Origin of the sequence: Janthinobacterium sp. SUN073 (assembly GCF_030397665.1) — a bacterium.
GTDB lineage: Bacteria > Pseudomonadota > Gammaproteobacteria > Burkholderiales > Burkholderiaceae_D > Janthinobacterium.
Genome location: NZ_JAPUBT010000001.1, coordinates 1,272,169 through 1,294,944, shown reverse-complemented (window position 1 = coordinate 1,294,944; position 22,776 = coordinate 1,272,169). Strand labels below are relative to the sequence as shown.

The 22,776-nt window shown below is 64.3% G+C and carries 20 protein-coding genes and 1 pseudogene; 9 read left to right on the top strand and 12 right to left on the bottom strand.

The features are described from left to right. The first annotated feature begins 4 nt into the window (after positions 1-4). The 4 genes from kdpC (at position 5) to O0882_RS05860 (ending at position 4,957) form a co-directional block, all read left to right on the top strand. The gene (gene kdpC / locus O0882_RS05875) at positions 5-580 is read left to right on the top strand and encodes a potassium-transporting ATPase subunit KdpC (protein ID WP_289946072.1); all 576 of its coding nucleotides are present in this window, start codon (positions 5-7) and stop codon (positions 578-580) included. A 58-nt stretch (positions 581-638) separates the two neighbouring features. Next, complete coding sequence (locus tag O0882_RS05870) at positions 639-3,380, top strand: DUF4118 domain-containing protein (protein ID WP_289946070.1); 2,742 nt, start codon at positions 639-641, stop codon at positions 3,378-3,380. Next, positions 3,377-4,075 (top strand): two-component system response regulator KdpE, encoded by a 699-nt coding sequence (gene kdpE / locus O0882_RS05865; RefSeq protein WP_096237871.1) that lies wholly within the window; start codon positions 3,377-3,379, stop codon positions 4,073-4,075. Before O0882_RS05870 ends, kdpE begins: the two co-directional genes overlap by 4 nt. A gap of 132 nt (positions 4,076-4,207) precedes the next feature. Then, positions 4,208-4,957: a TorF family putative porin gene (locus O0882_RS05860; RefSeq protein WP_289946068.1), complete on the top strand. Its 750-nt coding sequence runs from the start codon at positions 4,208-4,210 to the stop codon at positions 4,955-4,957. Positions 4,958-5,011: 54 nt separating this feature from the next. Here O0882_RS05860 and O0882_RS05855 read toward each other — a convergent pair whose 3' ends face one another. From O0882_RS05855 to O0882_RS05845, 3 genes are read right to left on the bottom strand one after another with little or no spacing between them, the layout of a single operon-like run. Continuing rightward, complete coding sequence (locus tag O0882_RS05855) at positions 5,012-5,554, bottom strand: ParA family protein (RefSeq protein ID WP_289946066.1); 543 nt, start codon at positions 5,552-5,554, stop codon at positions 5,012-5,014. Next, complete coding sequence (dapA, locus tag O0882_RS05850; protein ID WP_289946064.1) at positions 5,532-6,563, bottom strand: 4-hydroxy-tetrahydrodipicolinate synthase; 1,032 nt, start codon at positions 6,561-6,563, stop codon at positions 5,532-5,534. Before dapA ends, O0882_RS05855 begins: the two co-directional genes overlap by 23 nt. Next, positions 6,560-6,868: a hypothetical protein gene (locus O0882_RS05845; RefSeq protein WP_289946063.1), complete on the bottom strand. Its 309-nt coding sequence runs from the start codon at positions 6,866-6,868 to the stop codon at positions 6,560-6,562. Before O0882_RS05845 ends, dapA begins: the two co-directional genes overlap by 4 nt. 231 nt (positions 6,869-7,099) lie before the next feature. Between O0882_RS05845 and O0882_RS05840 the strand changes: the two genes are divergently transcribed. Together O0882_RS05840 and O0882_RS05835 are read left to right on the top strand one after the other, a co-directional pair. Continuing rightward, positions 7,100-8,095 carry a type 1 glutamine amidotransferase gene (locus O0882_RS05840; protein ID WP_289946062.1) on the top strand — a complete coding sequence of 332 codons (996 nt, stop codon included), beginning with the start codon at positions 7,100-7,102 and terminating at the stop codon, positions 8,093-8,095. Continuing rightward, a complete protein-coding gene (locus O0882_RS05835; RefSeq protein ID WP_289946061.1) occupies positions 8,092-9,171 on the top strand; it encodes an alginate lyase family protein in 1,080 nt (359 codons plus the stop codon). The genes O0882_RS05840 and O0882_RS05835 overlap by 4 nt, the downstream gene beginning before the upstream one ends. A 13-nt stretch (positions 9,172-9,184) precedes the next feature. On the opposite strand, the gene O0882_RS05830 is transcribed toward O0882_RS05835, so the two are convergent. The 8 genes and pseudogenes from O0882_RS05830 to O0882_RS05795 form a co-directional block, all read right to left on the bottom strand. Further along, positions 9,185-11,656: a TonB-dependent receptor gene (locus tag O0882_RS05830; protein ID WP_289946059.1), complete on the bottom strand. Its 2,472-nt coding sequence runs from the start codon at positions 11,654-11,656 to the stop codon at positions 9,185-9,187. A 95-nt stretch (positions 11,657-11,751) separates the two neighbouring features. Further along, positions 11,752-12,558 carry a FecR domain-containing protein gene (locus O0882_RS05825; RefSeq protein ID WP_289946857.1) on the bottom strand — a complete coding sequence of 269 codons (807 nt, stop codon included), beginning with the start codon at positions 12,556-12,558 and terminating at the stop codon, positions 11,752-11,754. Between the two features lie 27 nt (positions 12,559-12,585). Further along, positions 12,586-13,068, bottom strand: a pseudogene (locus O0882_RS05820) (sigma-70 family RNA polymerase sigma factor); the annotation flags it as partial. Positions 13,069-13,304: 236 nt separating this feature from the next. Then, on the bottom strand, positions 13,305-14,435 hold the full coding sequence (locus O0882_RS05815) for a YbdK family carboxylate-amine ligase (protein ID WP_219327933.1): 1,131 nt from the start codon (positions 14,433-14,435) through the stop codon (positions 13,305-13,307). Continuing rightward, positions 14,436-15,623, bottom strand: coding sequence for a cation:proton antiporter (locus O0882_RS05810; protein WP_219132729.1), 1,188 nt, complete (start codon positions 15,621-15,623; stop codon positions 14,436-14,438). A gap of 313 nt (positions 15,624-15,936) precedes the next feature. Then, positions 15,937-17,106: a hypothetical protein gene (locus tag O0882_RS05805; RefSeq protein WP_289946053.1), complete on the bottom strand. Its 1,170-nt coding sequence runs from the start codon at positions 17,104-17,106 to the stop codon at positions 15,937-15,939. Continuing rightward, positions 17,100-17,741 carry a GNAT family protein gene (locus O0882_RS05800; RefSeq protein WP_289946854.1) on the bottom strand — a complete coding sequence of 214 codons (642 nt, stop codon included), beginning with the start codon at positions 17,739-17,741 and terminating at the stop codon, positions 17,100-17,102. The genes O0882_RS05805 and O0882_RS05800 overlap by 7 nt, the downstream gene beginning before the upstream one ends. A gap of 30 nt (positions 17,742-17,771) precedes the next feature. Continuing rightward, a complete protein-coding gene (locus O0882_RS05795) occupies positions 17,772-18,641 on the bottom strand; it encodes a MoxR family ATPase (RefSeq protein ID WP_071075484.1) in 870 nt (289 codons plus the stop codon). A 233-nt stretch (positions 18,642-18,874) separates the two neighbouring features. On the opposite strand from O0882_RS05795, the gene O0882_RS05790 reads away from it, so the two are divergent. Both O0882_RS05790 and O0882_RS05785 read left to right on the top strand, forming a co-directional pair. Then, the gene (locus tag O0882_RS05790; protein WP_092796428.1) at positions 18,875-19,204 is read left to right on the top strand and encodes a cytochrome c; all 330 of its coding nucleotides are present in this window, start codon (positions 18,875-18,877) and stop codon (positions 19,202-19,204) included. Positions 19,205-19,215: 11 nt separating this feature from the next. Next, positions 19,216-19,557, top strand: a complete 342-nt coding sequence (locus O0882_RS05785; RefSeq protein WP_071075485.1) for a cytochrome c — start codon at positions 19,216-19,218, stop codon at positions 19,555-19,557. Positions 19,558-19,571: 14 nt separating this feature from the next. Here the strand turns inward: O0882_RS05785 and norR are convergent, their stop codons facing one another. Further along, complete coding sequence (norR, locus tag O0882_RS05780; RefSeq protein WP_289946052.1) at positions 19,572-21,128, bottom strand: nitric oxide reductase transcriptional regulator NorR; 1,557 nt, start codon at positions 21,126-21,128, stop codon at positions 19,572-19,574. 150 nt (positions 21,129-21,278) lie between these two features. On the opposite strand from norR, the gene nirK reads away from it, so the two are divergent. Beyond that, positions 21,279-22,763, top strand: a complete 1,485-nt coding sequence (gene nirK, locus O0882_RS05775; RefSeq protein WP_289946050.1) for a copper-containing nitrite reductase — start codon at positions 21,279-21,281, stop codon at positions 22,761-22,763. Positions 22,764-22,776: the final 13 nt, after the last annotated feature.

Below are 22,776 nucleotides of genomic sequence, written 5' to 3'. Positions count from 1 at the left end.
CATCATGAGCACTATCGTACGTCCCGCCCTGGTCCTGTTTGCCGCGCTGACCGTGATCTGCGGCGTGGTCTATCCGTTTGTCACGGCCGGCATCGGGCAGCTGGCTTTCAACGATGAAGTCAACGGCAGCATCGTCGAGCGTGGTGGCAAGCCCGTCGGCTCGATGCTGATCGGCCAGTCCTTCACCTCGCCCAAGTATTTCTGGGGCCGGCCATCGGCCACCGCGCCGATGGCCAATAACGGCGCCGGTTCGGGCGGCTCGAATCAGGGACCGACCAATCCGGCCCTGGTGGACGCCGTCAAGGCGCGCATCGCCGCCCTGAAGGAAGCTGATCCCGGCAATACGCGCGCCATTCCCGTTGATCTGGTGACGGCGTCGAGCAGCGGCCTGGACCCGGAAATCAGCCTGGCGGCAGCCCTGTACCAGGCGCCGCGCGTGGCCCGCGTGCGCGCAGTGCCGCTGGCGCAGGTGGAAAACGCCATCGCCAAGGTGCAGAAAACCGCATATATCGGCTTTTTCGGCGAACCGCGCGTGAATGTGCTGGAACTGAATCTGGCGCTCGATGCGGCTGCGAAGTAAGATGATGCAGGGGCGGAGCCGCCGGTTTTGCCCCTGGTTTTGACATTAAAAGATGCCCATGCTCCCCAACGACAGCCAACGCCCCGACCCTGATGCCCTGCTGGCGCAAGTGCAGGCGCAGGAAAAGAAAGCCGCGCGCGGCCGGCTGCGCATTTATTTCGGCGCCTCGGCCGGCGTCGGCAAGACCTATGCGATGCTGGCGGCCGCCCGCAAACTGCTGGCCGATGGCCAGGACTTGCTGGTGGGCGTGGTGGAAACGCATGGGCGCCAGGATACGGCGGCCCAGCTTGACGGCTTGCCAGTGCTGCCGCTAAAAGCCATCGAGTACCGGGGCAAGACCTTGTTCGAGTTCGACCTGGACGAGGCCCTGTTGCGCGCGCCGTCGCTGATACTGATGGATGAACTGGCCCATTCGAACGTGGCCGGTTCGCGCCATCCGAAGCGCTGGCAGGATGTCGAGGAATTGCTGGCGGCCGGCATCGATGTGCTGTCGACCGTGAATGTGCAGCACCTGGAAAGCCTCAATGATGTGGTGGGGGGGATTACCGGCGTGCGCGTGGCAGAAACCCTGCCCGACACGGTGTTCGACCGCGCCGATGAAGTGGTGCTGGTCGATATCCCGGCCGACGAACTGTTGCGCCGCCTGAAGCAGGGCAAGGTATACCAGCCGCAGCAGGCTGAGCGGGCGTCCCAGCATTTTTTCCGCAAGGGCAACCTGATCGCCTTGCGCGAACTGGCCTTGCGCCGCACGGCGGACCGGGTGCAGGACGACGTGCAGGCTTACCGCGTCGAGAAATCCATCAATCCCGTGTGGAAGACGGGCGCCGCGCTGCTGGCCTGCGTGGGACCGCACGCGGGGGGCGAACACGTGATCCGCAGCACGGCGCGCCTGGCCAGCCAGCTGAATGCGGAATGGCACGCACTGTACGTGGAAACGCCGCGCCTGCAGCGCCTGCCGGCACGCGAGCGCGAACGTATCCTGAAAACCCTGAAACTGGCGCAGGACCTGGGCGCGCGCACGGCCATTGTGCCGTCCGCCGACATCGCCGGCGCCGTGGTCGAGTATGCGCGCAATGCGAATATTTCGAAAGTCATCGTGGGCCGTGGCCGAACCAGTGTACTGGCGCGCCTGTGGCAGGCGCCGCCGTCCGTGCGCATGGCCAGTCTGGCGCCCGATATCGATTTGATCGAGGTCGGCTTGCCACCAGCCGATGCGGCGCTGCGGCGTGCGGCGGGCGACGATGCGCAGGCGCCGCGCAGGCCATCGCGCCATTGGCGTTACCTGCTGGCCGCCGGTGCCAGCCTGGGCACGGCCCTCGCCTCGGTGCCCCTGCAACCCTACCTGGACCTGGCCAATATCGCCATGCTGTCGTTGTTGACGGTGGTGCTGGTGGCCGTGCGCCTGGGGCGCGGACCGGCGGCGCTGGCCAGCCTGGTGGGCGTGGCCTGCTTCGATTTCATCTTCGTACCGCCGCGTTTTTCGTTTGCGGTGGGCGATTTTCAGTACGTGATCACCTTTGGCGTGATGCTGGCCGTGGGCCTGATCACGGGCCACCTGACGGCCGGCCTGCGCTTCCAGGCGCGCGTGGCCTCGCACCGTGAAGCGCGTGCCCGCGCCCTGTACGAGTTTTCGCGTGAATTGTCCGGCGTGCTGCAGACGGAGCAGATTTTCGACATCACGAAAAGCGCCATCGAGCGGGCTTTCCGCGCGCGCGCCACCTTGCTTTTACCTGATGACGAGGGCAGCTTGCAGACGTCGAACGGCGGCGAGCCGCTCGATATCGGCATCGCGCAGTGGGCCTTCGACCACGCGCAGGCGGCGGGGACGGGCACGGATACCTTGCCGGCTTCGCCCATTTTCTACCTGCCGCTGATCGCGCCGATGCGCACGCGGGGCGTGCTGGCGCTGTTGCCGTTGGAGGCTGCCCAGCACGGGCGCTGGCTGCTGGTGCCGGAACAGCGCCAGCACCTCGATACCTTTGCCGCCCTGGCGGCCATCGCCCTCGAACGCGTGCACTACATCGACGTGGCCCAGGGCGCGCTGCTGCAGATGGAGTCCGAGCGGCTGCGCAATTCGCTGCTGGCGGCCCTGTCGCACGATTTGCGCACGCCATTGACGTCACTGGTGGGACTGGCCGAGTCGCTGGCCCTGTCCAGGCCTGCGCTGTCGGCCGCGCAGCTGGACATGGCGCGCTCGCTGCAGTCCGAAACCGTGCGCATGAGCGCCCTGGTGGCGAACTTGCTGGACATGGCGCGCATCGAAAGCGGGCAGGTGCGCCTGAACCTGCAATGGCAGGCGCTGGAAGAAGTGGTGGGCAGCGCGCTGCGCGCCAGCGGCCCGCAATTGCAGCAGCATGCCGTGCAGACGCAGCTGGCGCCGGATTTGCCGCTGGTGCGCTACGACGCCGTGCTGATCGAGCGCGTGCTGTGCAACCTGCTGGAAAACGCGGCCAAGTACACGCCGCCCGGGAGCACCATCACGGTCGCGGCCGGGGTGCACGGCCAGTTTTTGCAGGTGAGGGTGTTTGACGATGGCCCGGGCCTGCCGCCCGGCCGCGAAGAGGCCATCTTTGAAAAATTCACGCGCGGCGAGCGCGAATCGAACAAGCCGGGCGTCGGACTGGGGCTGGCCATTTGCCGCGCCATCGTCGAAGCCCACGGCGGCACCATCCACGCGCAGCCGCACACGCCGGGACAGGGCGCTGCCATCGTCTTCAGCCTGCCGCTGGGCACGCCCCCTGCGCCGCCAGAGATCGAGCTCGATGACGCCAACGACCATGAAACAGGAAAACCATCATGAATGAACCTTCCGCCACCGCCTTGCTGGTCGAGGATGAACCGCAAATCCGCCGCTTCGTGCGCGCCGCGCTGGAAGACGAGGGCTGGCAGATTTTCGAGTCCGCCACCATGCAGCGCGGCTTGATCGATGCCGGCACGCGCCGGCCTGACCTGATCGTGCTGGACCTGGGTCTGCCCGACGGCGACGGCATCGACTTCATCGCCGACATCCGCAAATGGTCGGCCGTGCCCATCATCGTGCTGTCGGCACGGGTCGACGAAGAGGACAAGATCCGCGCGCTGGACGCGGGCGCCGACGACTATCTCACCAAGCCGTTCGGCGTGGGCGAACTGCTGGCCCGCGTGCGCGCCACCTTGCGCCGCCAGCGCCAGCCCGCCGCCAGCGATGATGGCGTGGTGCAGTTCGGCGACGTGCGGGTTGACCTGAAGGATCGCCTGGTGACGCGCAACAAGCAACTGGTGCACATGACGCCGACGGAATTTCGCTTGCTCTCGGTACTCGTGAAGAACGCTGGCAGGGTGGTCACCAATCCGCAGCTGCTGCGCGAAGTGTGGGGGCCATCGAATAGCGAAAACGGCCATTACCTGCGCATCTACATGGGGCATTTGCGTCAGAAGCTGGAAGCCGATCCGGCCCAGCCGCAGCACCTGCTGACGGAAACGGCCGTCGGCTACCGGCTGCTGCTGCCGCTCTAACACCTGTGAATCCCCTGTTGGAAAACAGGCGCCGCGCGCGCCAGGGGGACGCTTTACCCTATTTTTTTGCAGCGGCGGGCCAGCTGCGCCATGTTGGCAAAGGCCCATACCACCCATGAAGAAGAAAAAACCATGAATAAAATGCTACTTGCACTTGCCGTCGCGACCGCCTTTACTGGCAGCCTGGCCCACGCGGAAGAGGCCAAGCCCGACAACGAAGTCAGCTTCAACGTGGCCGGCGTGTCCGACTATCGCTATCGCGGCATTTCGCAGACGCGCTTGAAACCCGCGCTGCAGGGCGGCGTCGACTATGTCAACAATCCGACCGGCCTGTATGCGGGCGCCTGGGCTTCCACCATCAAGTGGACCAAGGATGCGGGCGGCAGCGGCGACGTGGAAGTGGACCTGTATGCGGGCAAGCGCGGCCAACTGACGACCGATATCGGCTACGACGTGGGCGTGCTGGCGTATGTGTATGCGGACAACGGCTTGAAGAATATCGCCGGCCTGGCCAACGCGGACACGCAGGAAGTCTACGGCCAGCTGTCGTATGGCCCCGCCTATATCAAGTATTCGCACGCCGTCTCCAACCTGTTCGGTATGGTCAACAGCAAGAACAGCGCTTACCTGGACATCGGCGCGAATATCGACTTGACGAACGGCTGGACCGGCAACCTGCACGCGGGCCACCAGAAGGTCAAAAACAATGATGCGGCTAGCTACACGGACTGGAAAGTGGGCGTCACGCGCGATTTCGGCGTGGTGACAGGCGCGCTGGCCGTGATCGGCACGAACGCGGGCAAGTTGGCCTATGCGTCGCCCGTAAATGGCAAATTCATGGGCAAGACGGCGCTGCAGCTGACGGTCAGCAAAACGTTTTAATTGACGCAGATGAAAGAAGAGGCGGCGCATGCGCCGCCTTTTTTGCGTGCCGGGCTAAGTGGAAAGGTTAAAGACGGCGCAGTACAACTGTCCCAGGCTGACCACGCGGGCGGCCGGAATCTGTGTGGCCAGGGCATGGGCGGGGGCCGCTTGTGTGTCCGTTGCCAGCAGGACGCGCAGGTCCGGATTGACGCTGCGCGCGTGCGCGATGCGGCGCGCCAGGCCAGCCTGCGCGTCGCTGTCCACGACCCCGTCCAGCGGCACCACCAGTACGCGCGCGGCGATCAGGGCCGAACGGCTGCCCATGGAGTCGCGGCCTTCGCTGTCGATGACGATGTCGTGGTAGCAGTTCACCAGGTGTTCCAGCTCCGGCTGCAAACCCTTGGCGCTGATGGCGCGCGCCATCAGGCGTGGCCGCGTCAGGCTGCCGTGCATGGCGCCGTCGTGCATGTTCCTCGCCTGCTCCATGGCTCCCTGGCGCGGATCGGCATCGAGCAGCAATACCTTGCGTCCGGCCAGCGCGCGCGAGGCGGCCAGCCGCCCGGCCAGGATGGATTTTTCCATCCCCCCGCGTTCATCCGTGATGGCGATGATCATCTTGGCGTACGGCTGGCATGATGTTGGAAGCGGAGACCAGTTGCAGCAGACAGCCTTCGCGCGGCGCGTCCTTGTCGCCGGCTGTCCATACGGGCAGTTCCATCAGGGGCTCGAGTGCTTCGGCCAGCTTGTGCTGGCCGGCGGCGGACATCGGCGTCATCGGCAGGCGCAGCTCGTCGCGCACCTTGCCCTGCATGGCCAGCGCCGCTTTCACGGGGCCAGGATTGGGTTCGGCAAACAGCAGGCGGATGACGGGCAGCATGACCTTGAACAGGGCGCCGGCGGCACCGTGGCGGCCCTGCCTGACCAGGTGGTACAGCTGCGCATACAGGTCGGGGCGTATCTGGGCGGCGGCCGACATGGCGCCATGGCCACCCATGGACAGGCTGGCCAGCAGCAGCGCATCGTCGCCGCACAGCACGTCCAGGCGCGTGTCGAGCAGCAGTTCGCCCAGTTGCTGCAGCTTGCCGCCCGCTTCCTTGATGGCGACGAAGTGCGAGTCGCGCGCCAGCAGCGCCGCTGTCTGCGGTTCGATATTGACCCCCGTGCGGGCCGGTACGTTGTACAGCACGATGGACTGGTCGGTGGCGGCGGCGATGGCCTCGAAATGGCGCACGATGCCGTCCTGCGAAGGGCGTACATATGACGGTGCCGAGATCAGCAGACCGGCCAGCGGATGGTCGTGATAGCGCTGTACCGTGGCGACGACGCTGCGCGTATCGCTGCCACCGATACCCATCACGACGGGGAAGCGGGGGCCGATGGCTTCGAGCACGCTATCGAGCAGCATGGTGTGTTCCGCGGCGCTCAGCATGGCCGCTTCGCCCGTGGTGCCGCACACGACCAGGCCATCGATGCCGCTGGTGGCCAGCTCGCAAGCGAGCTGCTGGGCGGCGTCGAGATCGATTTCGCCGTCACGGAATGGCGTGACCATCGGCACCCAGATGCCCTGGAAGTGCGCGGTGATGCGCGATGAAGACATCGCCTGCTCGCAGGCATACTGGTTCATAGCGATTTCCCCTGGCTGATGCGGCCAAATTCCGCCGCCGGCAGCAGGCGCATGACGGCATCCATGGTCAGGCGCAGGGCCGGCTCCGTCACGCACAGCCAGACCTTCATGCGTTCGGCGTGGTCGACCGCCTCGACGCGCATGAACGACAGCATGCCGCCGCACGTCTTGACGACCAGCTGGCGCAGCTCGGCCAGGCAGGACTTGTCGACCGTGATATGCATGAGGAAAGTGGGCAGGCGGGGATGGCGGTGGGGCAGTGCTTGATGTGCTTGATGCGTTTGCAGGCGTGAATGGGGTTCCATGGTGGCTTTGCAGCGGTGGTTGAGGTACGTTCAAGATTAGCAGCGGGGGCGTAAAGATTCTCTAAAAAGCGGGGCCGCCCGCGTAAACGGACTGTATGCAGGCTGTATGCAGTTTTACTGCCGGCGTGTTGCGTGGATGCGCCGCGCATGTGCTTTTGTTACAAAATTGAATCGTGCTTTGGGAGGCAGGGGTTTATATTGAAAACGTCTCCGCTTTCAGTCAGCCTTGCCATGTCAGACGAAAAAGATCCCCAGCATCCCCCTTCCACCGATCCCGCAGCGTCAGCGCGGCCCGACCGCGTGGGCCGCCGGGCGCCCGATGATGAGCACCGCGCGCGCGACGCTGCCCCCCGCTACCTGAAGGATAACGACACGCCGCTGGCGCTGGCCTGGCGGGTGATCTCGTCGCGCTACCGCTCCATGCGCGACAAGGCCAGCCGCGATTTCATGCGGCGTACCCTGCGCATCGGCATCTCGGCGCGCATTTTCCACCCGGAGCCGGGCGCCACTGGCCTGCGCAGCAAGAACCTGCAATACCTGGAAGAGTCGATCGCGCAGTGGGTCATGTCGCGCGATGTGCTGGTGTTCATGATCCCGACCGTCAATACCAGTGGCCAGCTACACCCGAGCAATATCACCTTGCGCCACTATGCGCGCCACCTGGACGGCCTGGTGCTGCAGGGCGGTGCCGACGTCTCGCCGCAGACGTATTCCGAGGCGGCCACGCGGCCGGAATGGAACGGCGACCGCGCGCGCGATCTGTACGAACTGGAACTGCTGCACGAATTCGTCGACGCGGGCAAACCCGTGTTGGGAATATGCCGCGGCTGCCAACTGATCAACGTGGGCTTTGGCGGCACCCTGTACCAGGACATCGCCTCGGACGTGGAAGGCGCGACCTCCCACGTCAACGACCTGTATGACCGCCACCGCCACACCATCGTCTTCCCGAAAGGCTCGTCGCTGGCGGGCATGTTCCCGAAGACGGGCGAGGCGCTGGTCAATTCCATCCACCATCAGTCGGTCAAGGAGCTGGGGCGCGATATCACCGTGGAAGCGTATTCGCAGGGCGACAATATCGTCGAAGCCATCCGCTACCAGCGGGCGCGCTTCGTCATGGGCTTGCAATGGCATCCGGAATTTCATTCGGCGGGCGGCGTCGAACTGCTCGATTGCACGCCCATCCTCGATAATTTTTTGCGCGCGGCGCGGGAGACGCGGTTTTGAGTACGCATCTGATGCGCCGGCGCACCTTGCTGGCCGGCCTGCTGGCGCTGCCCCTGGCGGGCTTGCGCGCGGCGCCGCACCCGCGTGAGGGGGCGCGGCCGTTTGCGCTGACGTCCGCTGCGCGCGCCCGCACGCTCAAGGCGCGGGTGGCGCCGGCCATTGCCGAGCAGGTGGTCAAGGCGGCGCGCAAGGATGCGGCGCGGCCCGTGCACCTGATGGCCGAAGTGCGCACGGGCGGCTTGCTGAAGGGAGAAGGCGGACGCGAGACCAGCCAGCAGGCGCAGGAGGACTGGCGCCAGGTGCGCTTGCAGGCGCTGGCCTGGCGATTATCGGGCGAGATGGCGCATTTCGAGGCGGCGCGCCAGTTGCTGCTGGCCTGGAGCAGCGGCTACCAGCCCTCGTTCAGTCCCGTCGACGAGACGGAGCTGGCCAGCCTGCTGATCGGCTTTGACCTGGTACAGGAGCGCTTGAACGGCGTCGAGCGCGAGCAGGTGCAGGCGTTTTGCCGCACCCTGGCGCAAGGGTATCTGAGTGACCCCATCAAGGTGGGCGGCCCGTCCACGGCGCGTAACAACTGGCATAGCCACCGCATCAAGATCGGCACGGCCGCCGCGTATGTCACGGGCGACGCCTTGCTGATCGCGCGCGCGAAGGAGCGCTTCCTGGCGCACGTGCCGCGCAATATCGGCGCCGGCGGCGTGCCCTTCGACTTCGAGCAGCGCGACGCCCTGCATTACACCACCTACAGCCTGGAGCCGTTGTTGACGACGGCCCTGATGGCGCAGGCGCATGGCGACGACTGGTATGGCGCGCCGGAAGCGCGGCGCCTGGCCGAGGCGCTGGCCTGGCTGGCGCCGTACGCGCAGGGCAGGAAAACGCACGAGGAATTCGCGAAAAGCGCCGTGCCCTTCGACCGCAAACGCGTGGCGGCCGGCGAAAAAGGTTTTACGGGGAATTGGGAGACCAAGGGCGCCGCCAATGTGTACCTGCTGGCGGCGCGCTTTGACCCTGCTTACCTGCCGTTGGCGCTGGAATTGCGCCCGCCAGCCTGGGCGCTGGCGCTGTACGGCGCTTAGTGAGAACTTCGCGTTAAAACTTCGTGCGCACGGTGAACATCACATTGCGCGGTTCGCCGTAAAAGCCCGTCTGGAACAGGCCCAGGCCCGTGAAGTACTTTTTACCCGTCAGGTTGTTTACGTTCAGGCTGGCCGTCGTGTTCTTGCTGATTTCGTAGCGGGCCAACAGGTTGACCAGGGCAAAGCCACCTTGTTCAATGCGCGCATAGTCATTGACGGCAGGGTTCCAGATATGGCCGTAGAAGCCGCTTTGCCAGTTGACGCCACCACCCACGGTGATTTTATTCAGGCTGGCTGGCAGGCGCCATGTACCCTGCACGCGCAGCAGGTGCGGCGGCTGCGTCGTTTGCAGCATGGTGGAAAATACTTCCTGTCCATCCTTGTCGCGGATACGCGTATAGGTATAGCCGGCGCTCAGTTTTACATCTTTCAGCACTTCGCCCGTCACTTCCATTTCCAGGCCGCGGCTGGTGACGCCGTCGATGCCCTCATACGCTTCTTCGCCATTGACCTCGCCCACATAGTTGGCCACGTTGCTCTGGCGGATCTGGTACAGCGAGGCGCTGGCGTTGACTTTGCCTTCCATGAATTCGGCTTTCACGCCCGCCTCGAAACCCTTGCCGCGCACGGGGGCGAGGAAGTTGCGGTTCATGTCGCGGTTGCTTTGCGGCGCAAAGATGCTCGTGTAGCTGCCGAAGAGGGAATACGTCTTGTCCAGGTCATACACGACGCCCGCATACGGCGTGATGACGTTGCTTTCGTCGATACGCGACTTGATGCGCGCCGTGCCGCTGTCGAAGAAGGTGCGGTCCTGCTCCTGCTTGTAGTTGCTGACGCGGGCGCCGACGATGATGGACAGCGCGTCGACGGGACGCAGGCGCAGCGCTCCATACAGGCCGCTCTGGCGTGTCTTGTCGTTGTCGTTGCCCAGGCGCGTGAACGCCGGTTCCGCGTACTGGCCGCGCCAGTCGAAATAGCTGCCTTCGACGGGGGGATAGATCGACTCATATACGGGGCCATCCTGTTTTGCCGTCGAGGTGGAATACCCGAGCATCGCTTCATGCCGGCGGCCGAAGGCCGTGAATGGCCCGCTGGCGTCCACGTTGACGGTGGTCTGGCGACGGTCGCCCTTGTATTTGCCCATGAAGAAGTAGGCGCCTTCGCCCGTGACGGGAGCGGGATTGCCGCCGCTGGCCGAACCGAGCACGCTGTCATGCTTGCTGCGCAGCTGGTTGGCGCTCAATTTTACTTTCCACTCGTTGGCGAACGTATGTTCCAGCGACGTAAACAGCGTGGTGTTCTGCATGTCGCGGCGGCTCCAGTCCGTGGCCGGATTCCACGAGGTGGGGAAATCCGTGCGCGAGCCGTCGGCCAGCAGCACGGGGAAACCCGTCCAGGTCGAGCCGCGCGGCTTGTAATCCTGGTGCGTGAAGCCGGCCGTCAGCAGGGTGACGGGTGTCAGATCCGCCTCGACGATGCCATAGGCGACGGATTTCTGCTGCGTGTAGCGGTCCAGGTGGGAATGCTTGTCCTGGTAGGCGCCGACCAGGCGGCCGCGCACGGTGCGGCTGTCGTTCAGGGGACCGGAGACATCGGCTTCGCCGCGGTAGTTGTCCCACGATCCCGCGCCCAGGGTCGCCGAGCCCTCGAAGCTGGCGGTGGGGCGCTTGCGCACCATGTTGACGGTGGCCGACGGGTCGCCCGAGCCGCTCATCAAGCCCGTCGCGCCTTTCAGCACTTCGATGCGGTCGTAGATGGCCATGTCGCTGTTGGTCGTGCCCCAGTCGTAGACGCCGTCGTAGATGGCCGACACGCCGTCGTACTGGAAATTGGTGACGGCAAAGCCGCGCGCCCAGAAGCTCCAGCGGTCGCTGTCATAGTTTTGCACGTTGACGCCGTTGACGTTTTTCATGACGTCGGAAACGGCGTTGCTGTTCTGGTCATCCATCTGCTGGCGCGTGACGATGGTCAGCGACTGCGGCGTTTCGCGTTGCGTCAGGGCCAGTCCTGTGGCACCGCTGGCAGGGCCGCCCGTATAGCTGCCCGTGCCGCTGGTGGCGGCGCTGCGCTCGGCCGCCGCCACCACGGTGACGCCGCTCATGACGGCCACGCCACGGCTGTCCGTCGTGGGTGCGCTGGCGCTGGCGGGGATCTTTTGCAGCAGGTAGCCGCCATTCGATTGCGGCACGGCTTGCAGGCCGCTGCCGGCCAGCAGCACGCGGAAACCGTCTTGTACGCCATAGCTGCCTTGCAGGCCGGCGCTGCGCAAGCCTTGCGTGGACTCGCTGGAGAACGACAATAAAATGGCGCTGTCGCTGCCGAAGCGGGTCAGCACGTCACCGAGCGCGCCGGCGGGGATGCTGTAGCTGTGCACTTGCCGGGCTTGCGCCTGGGCTGATGCCGGCAGGGCCAGGGCCATGCCGATCTGCGACAGGGCGCAGGCCAGGACGGTGCGGGTAAGGAGGGAACGCGAAGCGTGGTGCATGGAATGTAACCTTTCGTGGATGCGCAAGATGGAGACTGCCTGTCTTCCAAGTCACGCGAGCACGCTTAAACAGCTCACTTTGCAGAAAATATTTTTCAGTGGGCCGCCAGTTCGATCCTGACGACTTGATGACCCCAGAAACGCGTGACGGTATTGCGCCGCAGTTGCAGGCTGGCGCTGACGGCGTCGAGGATGGCGCCCACATCGGCCAGCGGGTAGGAACCGGACACGCGCAGGCCGGCGATGGCGGGCGCGCAGGTCAATGGATGGTCGCTGTAGCGCGAGAGCTCGGCGAGGAAATCGGCCAGGCGCATGTCGCGCGCCACCAGCATGCCATTGAGCCACGCGCCGCCATACGGCGCCAGCGCCTGGCGGTGTACACCCGTGCCGTCGAAATGCGCGCCTTCGCCGGCACGCAGCAGCAGGCGCCGTGCGCCATCATCGGCCAGCACGGCGACGGCGCCTTCGAGCACGCCGGCGCTGGCATAGCCATCGTGCAGGCGCACGGTGAAGCGCGTGCCCAGCGCCTGCAGGCTGCCGTGCGGTGTGCCGACGAAGAAGGGACGTTGTACTGCATCCTTGGCGGTGGCGATGAAGATTTCTCCGGCCAGCAGTTGAATGCGGCGTTGTGCGCCGCTGTAAACGATATTGACGGCGCTGCTGGTGTTGAGCGTGAGCTGCGTGCCGTCATCGAGGGTCACGACGCGGCGCTGGTTGACGGCCGTGCGATAGTCGGCCGTCCAGCCGCGCCATGGGCTGCGGCGCTCAAACGCATACAGCGAGGCGCCGCAGGCCAGCAGCAGGGCCAGGGTCTTGACGGCATGACGGCGCGGCGCGTTGGCTTGCACGCAGGCGCGCAGCAGGCTCGCGTGCGCCGCGGGCGGCAGGTGTTCATGCTGCATTTGCAGCTGCTGCCACGCCTGCGTGGCGCTGCCGGCGCGCTGCAGATGGCGTTTTACTGTCGCCAGCGAGATGCCGAGCTGGCGCGCGATGTCTTCCTGCGGCAGTTCGTCGAGCTGGCGTAGCAAGAAAGCCCGTTTGACGGGGGGCGGCAAGCCGTCGAGCATGCGGTCGAGTTCAGACACGGTGGCCAGCAGCAGCGCGCGTTCTTCCGGCGATGGCGCATGGCGGGGCGGCAGCTGCGCCAGCACATCGAGGTAGGCCTGTTCCAGTTTCTGGCGACGGTAATGGTTGAACAGCACGCGCTGCGCCACGGTGGCGAGCAAGGCGCGCGGTTCGCGCGCGGCGACGGCGTCTTCGCGGTCAAGCAGGCGCATGAAGGTGTCCTGCGCCACATCGGCCGCGCAGGCCGTGCTGCCGAGTTTTTTACGCAGCCAACCCTGCAGCCAGCCGTGGTGGTCGGCATACAGTGTCGCGATGTCCTGGCGTTGTAGCGGCTCTGCCAGCGGCATCGCGTTCCCTTTGCATGGCCCATCCAGCGGGGCTGGGTCCTTGGTTTAAACAATAATAAGAATCATTCTCACCTATTGTAACAAGCGGGGACGGGGACTGTAAATGACGGGGGCGGCGGGTGTGGTTTTTTGGGTTGGCGTGGTTGCGCCTGATTGCACCCCAAAAGCAAGATCCGGGGTCGGACCCTGAGGGTCCGACCCCGGCAGTTCAGGTGTTGGGGTGAACGGGCCAGCCCTCAATAATTCATCGGTTCGCCACGGAAGCAGCGGATCGCCGAATCGACCATGCCTTCGGCGCTGCCCTGCAGGCTGTGCTGCTTGCGCAGGTATTGCGCGTCGCTCCATTGCTTGGCCACGTCTGACAGGTGTTTCAGGGCTGGCGTGCTGCCCAGCGCTTCGGCGTGCGGTTCCATCTTGCGCAGGGTGGTCATGATGTCTTCGCGCAGCGACATCGTTTCGTAGGTCTTCGGATGCGTGATGGCGCCATCGAGGCCGAAGCGGCAAGCCTGGAAGCGGTTGTAGTTATAGACGAGGTAATCGTCTTCCACCGGCGGCACCTCCTTGCGTTCGAGCAGGTAGCGGCACAGCGCCTGCAGGTAGGCGGCCAGCGCGGCGGCCCGCTCCACCGTCAGCGGTGTGTCGCACACGCGCAGTTCGATGGTGCCGAATTCCGGCTTGGGACGGATGTCCCAGTAAAAATCCTTCATGCTCTTGATGATGCCTGTGTTTTCCATCTTGGCGAAGTACTCGTTGGAGAACTGATCCCAACTCAGCGTAAACGGCGCGCGTCCGCTCATGGGAAACGCGAACACGGAGTTCAGGCGCGCCGAATCGAACAGGGTGTCGCGTCCCTGCACGTAGGGCGAAGAAGCCGACAGGGCGATGAAGTGGGGGATGTAGCGGTTCAGCGAATGCAGCAGGAACATGGCGTCGTCGCCCGAGGCGCAGCCGATGTGCACGTGCTGGCCGAAGATGGTGAATTGCTTGGCCAGGTAGCCGTACAGTTCCGAAATCTCCTGGAAGCGTGGCTTGGAAAAGATCTTTTGCGACGACCATTGCTGGAACGGGTGCGTGCCGCCGCCGGCGATGCCGATATTGAGCTTGTCGCCGGCCGTGATCAGGGTGTCGCGGATTTCCTGCAACTGTTCCAGCAGGGGGCCGTGATGCGTGTGCACGCTCGAGTTAATCTCGATCATGCTCTCGGTGATTTCCGGCGTGACGTTGCCAGGGAAGGGCTTCTTGTTCAGCAGATGCAGCAGGTCGGGACTGGCGGCCGTCAAGTCATAGTCCGACAGGTTCACCAGTTGCAGTTCGAGTTCGACGCCAAAGGTCAGCGCGGCCGATTGGCCAAAGGGTTCCAGCGGCATTTAGCGCTCCTTGATTTCGTGGGTTTCTTTGGCCAGCATCAGCACGCGCTGCACCAGCACGGGGCCGATCAGTTCCAGGCCCAGGGTGATGGCGGCCAGGGCGTTCAATTCGTCGCCGAAGTTCACGCCGTGCTGGCGCGCGTGCTCGAGCAGCAGGATGATGAAGACGGAGACGGGCGTCAGCGCCACGCCCGTCAGTACGCCCTTGCGCCAGGAAATGCCGCTGACATGCGAGAACGCGGCGACGCCGGCGACTTTCGTCAGCAATCGCCCGCCGACGACGGCCAGGGCCAGGCCCGCGCCGGCCGTCACGCTGGCCCATTCCAGGGTCGAGGCGGCATACACGAACAGCAGTACCGTCAGCAGCTCGCCCAATGCGCCGAAATTGCGCTGCGCCTGGCTGAAGGCGACCCTGCGGTGGCGCGCCACCAGGCCGAACGTGAGGGTGGCCAGGAGCGGCGACAGGCTGGTGGTGTAGGTCAGGGCGACGAGCAGCATCACCGACAGTGCAAAGGCGACGGTGGCATCCTGCGCCATATTGCCCAGGCGGCGCAGCATGGCCGGCACGACGATGCCAAAGACGGTGCCGGCGCCCACCGAGGCGGCCAGCACGGCGGCGCTGCTGCTGCTCGCCTCGATCAAGTCGGTGGAGCTCTGGAACATCCAGAAGCCGACGATGATGTTGAACGTGAAGACGGCCAGCACGCAATTCAAGGCAGTGAGGTGGACGATGCGTTCCGTCACCTGGCCCGAGCTGCGTTCCTCGTTGATGACGCGCATGATGGTGGCCGGCGAGGTGGACATGGCCAGGGACGCCAGCAGCAGCGCCGTCATCGAGGTGCTGCCGAATTCGATGCCGATGAAGTAGACAACGGCAAAGGTCAGCAGGGATTCGACCAGGCCCGTGACGGCGATCCACGGGTTGTTCTTCAGCCAGCGCAGGTTGATGCGGTAGCCCACCTCGAACAGGATCAGGCCGAAGGCCACGTCGGCCAGCACCAGCATGGGGCCGGCGTCCGTCTGCGGCAGCACGCCTACCTGCGTCTGCGCCAGGACGAAACCGATCACGCCGTAAAAACTGATGCGCGGCAGGCCCGTCCAGCGGTGGCCGAATTCGCCCACCACCCAGGCCAGGGTAATGGCGAACGGCCAGGACAGGTCGGCGGCGATCGAGATCAGACTTTGCATGCTCATTCCTTTGAAAATGGCGCTGGCACCGGCCGGCAGCACGGAGGCTGGCGCGGCAATGTCGTGGTGCAGCGATGGTGCATGGTTTGCGCAGAGCGATACGCCGATTCTACCGGAGCAGAAGGCGCGCACGATGTGCGCAATCGAACAGTGTCGCGGCCATGGCGGCCGCGCACAGGATGCAGCAGGATGGGGCAGGGCTGGTGTCAGCGTATGGTACCCGCCCGCAGCGGAGATGCTCCGCACGGTAGTTTTGTACCGCAGTGTACGACATGGCGGCGGCATGCCGCCATGGACTTTTTGTTGTGCGACTTTATTTACTGAGCAGACGCATGCCCCGTTCCAGCCCGTCGATCGACAGGGGGAACATGCGGTTGTTCATCAATTGCCGCATCACGCCGATCGACTGGCGGTACTGCCACAATCCCTCCGCCTCGGGATTGAGCCAGATGAATTTCGGGAACGCCTGGGTAAAGCGCGCCAGCCACGTCGATCCCGCTTCCTCGTTGTTGTATTCGACGCTGCCGCCCGGTTGCAGGATTTCATAGGGACTCATGGTGGCGTCGCCGACGAAAATCAGCTTGGTATCGGGCGGATACTTGCGCAGCACGTCCCAGGTGGAAAAGCGCTCGGCATTGCGGCGCCGGTTGTTCTTCCACAGAGTGTCGTAGACGCAGTTGTGGAAGTAAAAGAATTCCATGTTCTTGAATTCCGTCTTCGCCGCCGAGAACAGTTCCTCGGTGCGCTCGATATGGTCGTCCATGCTGCCGCCCACGTCGAACAGCATCAGCACCTTGATGCGGTTCTTGCGCTCGGGCCGCATCCGGATGTCCAGATAACCGGCGTTATTCGCCGTGGCGGCGATGGTGGCGTCGAGCGCCAGTTCGTCTTCCGCGCCTTCGCGCGCGAACTTGCGCAGGCGGCGCAAGGCCACCTTGATGTTGCGCGTGCCCAGTTCGCGCTCGGTGTCGTAATCCTTGTAACTGCGCGCTTCCCAGACCTTGACGGCCGTGCGGTTGCCGCCCTTGCCGCCGATGCGGATGCCTTCCGGATTCGTGCCGCCATTGCCGAACGGCGACGTACCGCCCGTGCCGATCCACTTGCTGCCACCCTCGTGGCGCTCCTTCTGCTCCTTCAGCAGCTCGTTCAGGCGGTCCATCAGCTTGTCGTAGCCGAATTTTTCCAGCTGCGCCTTTTGCTCTTCGGAGAGCTCGCGCTGCATGCGTTTCAGCAGCCAGTCGAGCGGAATCGCCGCATTCGTCTCGAAGGCCGCATTGACCCCTTTGAAGTACTGTGCAAACGCGCGGTCGAACTTGTCGAAATGCGCTTCATCCTTGACCAGGGTCAGGCGCGCCAGATAGTAGAAATCGTCCATCGAGGCGTCGATGATGTTCTTTTGCAGCGCTTCAAGCAGGGTCAGAAATTCCTTGATCGAGACGGGAATCTTCGCATCCTTGAGCGTGAAGAAGAAATCGATCAGCATGGCGCTTCCTCTGTCCCTGCTTCGGTCCCTTCAGCTCCTGCGCGGGGCAGTGCGGCGATGGGGCGCTGCGCCAGCTTGTAGCGCAGATGGGCGGCTATTTCCGGCCACTCGCCGCGCGTGATGCTGTACATGACCGTGTCGCGTACGGTGCCATCGCGGCGCAGCGCATGGTGGCGCAGCACGCCATCCTTTTTCGCGCCCAGGCGTTCGATGGCCGCCTGCGAGGCGTGGTTGAAATTGTCGGTGCGCAGGCCCACCAGCGCGCAGCCTAGCGTGTCGAAGGCGTGCGTCAGCAGCAGCAATTTGCAGGTGGTGTTGACGTGGCTGCGCTGGCAGCGCTGCGCATACCAGGTGTAGCCGATTTCCAGGCGGCCAATGGCTGGCACCACGTCGTGGTAGCTGGTGGTGCCGAGCACCTCGCCGCTGGCCACGTCGATGACGGCAAAGGCGAAGCGCGCGGGGCGCATTTCGATGCCCTTGAAAATATACTGGTCCACCTGGTCCGGTTCGGGCACGGAAGTGACGCGCAGATTCCACAGTTCGCCATCCGTGGCCGCCGCGCGCAGGCCTTGCGCGTGGTGCGGCGCCAGCGCTTCGAGGCGGATACCGTGCAGTTCCAGGGGCACGAAGACCATGTCCGGGCTGATGTCGTTCACCGGCGCTCCTTAGCGGTTGGTACGCGACATGAACATCAGGCGCTCGAACAGGTGCACGTCCTGCTCGTTCTTCAGCAGCGCGCCGTGCAGCGGCGGCACCACGGCCTTGTTGTCCTTGCTGCGCAGCGCCTCGGCAGGGATGTCTTCGGCCAGCAGGAGCTTGAGCCAGTCGAGAAATTCCGAGGTCGACGGCTTTTTCTTCAGTCCTGGCACGTCGCGCACTTCGTAGAAGGTTTGCAGCGCCTGGGCCAGCAATTCCTGTTTCAGGTGCGGGTAGTGGACGGCGACGATCTGCTCCATCGTGTCCTTGTCCGGGAATTTGATGTAATGAAAGAAGCAGCGGCGCAAAAAGGCGTCCGGCAATTCCTTCTCGTTGTTGGAGGTGATGATGACCAGCGGACGATGGCGCGCCGTGACCATTTCGCGCGTTTCGTACACATAGAATTCCATGCGGTCCAGTTCGCGCAGCAGGTCATTCGGGAATTCGATGTCGGCTTTGTCGATCTCGTCGATCAGCAGCACCACCGGTTCGGGCGCCGTGAACGCTTGCCACAGCACGCCCTTGACGATGTAGTTCTGGATGTCGCGCACGCGCTCGTCGCCCAGCTGCGAATCGCGCAGGCGCGACACGGCATCGTACTCGTACAAGCCCTGCTGCGCTTTGGTGGTCGATTTGATGTGCCATTGCATCAGTGGCATGTTCAGCGCGGCGGCCACTTCCTCGGCCAGCATGGTCTTGCCCGTGCCCGGTTCGCCCTTGATCAGCAGCGGGCGTTGCAGGGTCAGCGCCGCGTTCACGGCCAGTTTCAGGTCGGCGGTGGCGACATAGCTGTCGGAACCTTCGAAGCGTTGGCCTTGCTGGGAGTGCTGTGCTTGCATGAGCGGTCTGCCAAAGTAGGGAAATGGAGAGTATAAACAGAACTGTGGCGCACCGCCACGCGGACGGCCTGTGCCCGCCTGCCTACAATGCGGGTTTTATAGGTGGACTTGCAAGAATATCTTGGCTAGAATCGGCAAGCAGCAGATTAATTGTCAACCTTAATTGTCAACACATAAGATCAAAAAAAACCAGCTTTGGCGTTTCTCCGATTACCTTTGTTCACATTGCCACTATGAAAAAAATATTTGCACTTCTCGTGCTTGCCGGCATAGCAAATGCCGTCACAGCGGCTGACATTGTAGGAAACGCCAAGGCAGCGACTGCCAAGGTGGAAATGTGTATCGGTTGCCACGGCATTCCCGGTTACAAGGCGACCTTCCCCGAAGTGTTCCAGGTGCCAATGATCGGCGGCCAGCCGGCAAAATACATCGAAAATGCGCTGCAAGCCTACAAGAAGGGCGATCGCAAGCACCCCAGCATGAAGGGCATCGCCAGCAGCCTGTCGGACCAGGATATCGCCGATGTCGCCGCGTATTATGCGCAACAAGCCAAGCCGAACTGAGGATCAGCCAGATGAAAACACTACTCGCCGCCCTCGTTTGCGCCACCGTCTCGTTTGGCGCCAGCGCCGCCGGCAATATCAATACAGGTAAAGCCCTGGCCGAAAAATACAGCTGCGCCACCTGCCACGGCAAGGATTATGGTTCGCCCATCGACCCGTCGTACCCGAAACTGGCGGGCCAGCACAAGGATTACCTGGAACACGCCTTGACGGCATATAAACGGGGCGACAAGGCCAACGGCCGCAACAACGCCATCATGACGGGCCAGGTAAAACCGCTGAGCAACCAGGACATCAAGGACCTGGCCGCCTACCTGCACAGCCTGCCGACCACCCTGGTGATTCACCGCTGAGTTGTAGCGCAGCGTCAGGCTTTCAGTCCCACCCGGCGCGCCAGTTTATGTAAATTGCTGGCGTCCAGCCCTAACTGACGCGCGGCAGCGGCCCAGTTATCCTGATGCAGGGCCAGCGCTTGCCGGATGGCCTGGCGCTGGCTCGCTTCGACGATCTGATGCATCGACAGCAGCGGCGCCGCCGGCGTGCCGCACACGCCTGGCAGGGGCGGCAGCGCATCCGTGCCGGCCGGCGCGTCCAGCGCATCGAGGTCGAGCATATCCGTTTCCAGGGTCACGATGTCCTTGCGGTCCGCACCGCGGATCACCGCTTTCAGCGCGGCCCGGCTGATCACATGTTCGAGTTCGCGCACGTTGCCCGGCCAGCGGTAGTGGCATAGCGCGTTTTCCGCCGCGGCGGACAGGCGCAGGCTGCGCAGGCCCAGGCGCGCGCGGTTCAGTTCCAGGAAACCGCCGGCCAGCAGCAGCACGTCATTGCCCCGCTCGCGCAGCGGCGGAATCGGCACGGGATACACGGATAAACGGTGATACAGGTCGGCGCGAAAGGTACCGTCGCGCACATGCTCGCGCAGGCTGCGGTTGGTGGCGGCGATCACGCGCACGTTGACCCGGCGTGGCCGGTCCGCGCCCAGGCGCTGGATTTCGCCATTTTGCAAGGTGCGCAGCAGCTTGGCCTGTATCGACAGCGGCAACTCTCCCACTTCATCGAGAAACAGCGTGCCTCCTTCGGCCGCCTCGAAGCGCCCGGGCCGGTCGCTGACGGCGCCGGAAAACGCACCGCGCACATGGCCGAACAATTCGCTTTCGGCCAGCGACTCGGGCAAGGCCGCGCAATTGACGTGGATCAGCGGCTTGCCGGCGCGGCGCGACAGCCGGTGCAGGCGGTGCGCGCACAGTTCCTTGCCCACGCCCGTCTCTCCCAGCAACAGCACGGGCAGGTCCGATTCGGCCACCACCTGCAGCTCGTGCAGCAGTTGCATGATGGCGCTGCTCTGGCCGACGAAGTCGTGTTCCTCGCGCGGCGCCTGCGCATCGGCCAGCATGGCGCCGCCCGACAGGCGCAGGGCGCGGATTTCCGTTTCCAGGCGGGTCACGCGCACGGCCGCCTCGATGGCGCAGGCCAGTTCGCCCAGGTCGCGCTGCGCGCGCGCGTCGAAGGTCCCCACCTGCAGGGCGTCGAGCGTGATCACGCCCCAGCGTTCGCCTTCCAGGTCCAGCGCCATGCCCATGCAGTCGTGCACGGGCAGCGGCTCGCCAGCCCGCTCGGCGATCAGGCCATCGTAGGGATCGGGCAGGGAGCTGTCGTGATGGAAGCACAGCACGCCGCGCCGCTGCAGGATGGCGGCCAGGCGCGGATGGTCGGCGATGGCGAAGCGGCGTCCCAGCGCATCGCTGGCCAGGCCGGCCATCGCCACGGGGCGCAGGTGTTCGCCGTCGATTTTTAGCAAGGCCACGGCCTCGCAGCCGAAGTGCGCGCGCAGGCTGCCCACCAGGCGCTGCAGGCGCACGGCCACGGGCAGGTCGGCGACCAGGTCGGTGAGTAACAGCAGGTGGATGGCAGTGGTGGTCATAAGTACCATGCAGGGTACAACGGACCACGCCTAAACAGGGTCATGCCGACCCTGCATTTTTCAAATCGTTGATTTAAAACAAGTTTTTCCTGGCACACGGTTTGCCTAGATAAGTGTGCCGAACCGGCATACAAGACCAAGGAAAGCTTGATGAAAACGACTCCCTCCCTCCGCGCCATCGCCGCCGCCGTCTGCGTCCTGGCCATGCCCCTGTCCGTGCAAGCCCAGGCGGGCCTGCCGGCCAGCGCCGCCGCCACCGCCGCCAAACCTGCTGCCTCCGCGGTCAAGCGCTATGAGCTGCAAACCAATATCGTCGACGGCAAGATGGTGTTCATCGACGCCAAGGGACAGGTCAACCCGGTGCTGGCGGCCAAGGTGGGCGATACGGTCGAACTGGTGCTGAAAAGCGGCGAAGGCGCCGAGCACGATCTGCTGATCCCGGAACTCAACGTGGCATCCGCCAAATTCAGCGCCAATAGCGGCAGCACCAGCGTGCGCTTCAAGGTCACGCGCGCCGGTACGTTCACCTATTACTGCTCGATCCCCGGCCACCGCCAGATCGGCATGGAAGGCAAGCTGGAAGTCACCGGCACGTCGCTGGCCGAAGCCGGGGCACCGAAGGCTGCCGCCGCCGGCAGCGCTGCCGGCGAATCGAGCCAGGCCGCCGCGCTGGCCTTGTACACGCCCGCGCCGTCGCCGATGCGCGGCCCCGATCCGTCGGCCGTCAGCGTGGCGGCCAACCCGGCGCAGGTACCCGTCGCCATCGGCGCGCGCGCGCCGCAGTTGCTCAAATACCGCATGGAGACGGTGGAACTGCCGGGCAAGCTCGATGACGGCACCACCTTTACGTACTGGACCTTCAACCGTCAGGTGCCCGGTCCTATGCTGCGCGCGAAGGTGGGCGACACGGTCGAACTGACCCTGTTCAATGCCAAGGACAGCAAGATGATCCACTCGATCGATTTGCACGCCGTGACGGGCGGCCATGGCGGCGGACAGCACACGCAGGTCGCGCCGGGGCAGGAAAAGACCGTCACCTTCAAGGCGCTCAATCCGGGGCTGTTCGTCTACCACTGCGCCACGCCGCTGGTGCCGCAGCATATCGCGGCCGGCATGTACGGCATGATCCTGGTCGAACCGGAAGGCGGCTTGTCGAAGGTGGACCGCGAGTATTACGTGATGCAGGGCGAGATGTATACGGGACGTCCGCACGGCGCGCCCGTGCATCAGGAACCGAACCTGGAAAAAATGGCCAATGAGCTGCCCGACTACTACGTCTTCAACGGCGAAGTGGGCGCCCTGAGCAAGACGCATAAATTGCAGGCGAAAGTCGGCGAGACGGTGCGCATCTATTTCGGCGTCGGCGGCCCGAACAAGATTTCGTCGTTCCACATCATCGGCGAGATCTTCGACAAGGTGTATAGCGAAGGCTCGATCAGCAGCCCGAAACACGACGTGCAAACCACCTTGGTGGCACCTGGCGGCGCGACCATCGTCGAACTCAAGGTGCAGCACCCAGGCAGCTATCTGCTGGTCGACCATGCCTTGTCGCGCGCCGGCAAGGGCGCCGTGGGCGTGCTGGAAGTGACGGGCGAACCCGTGCCCGGCGTGTATCACGCGGGCGCCGTGCAATAAATCTACCTATTCA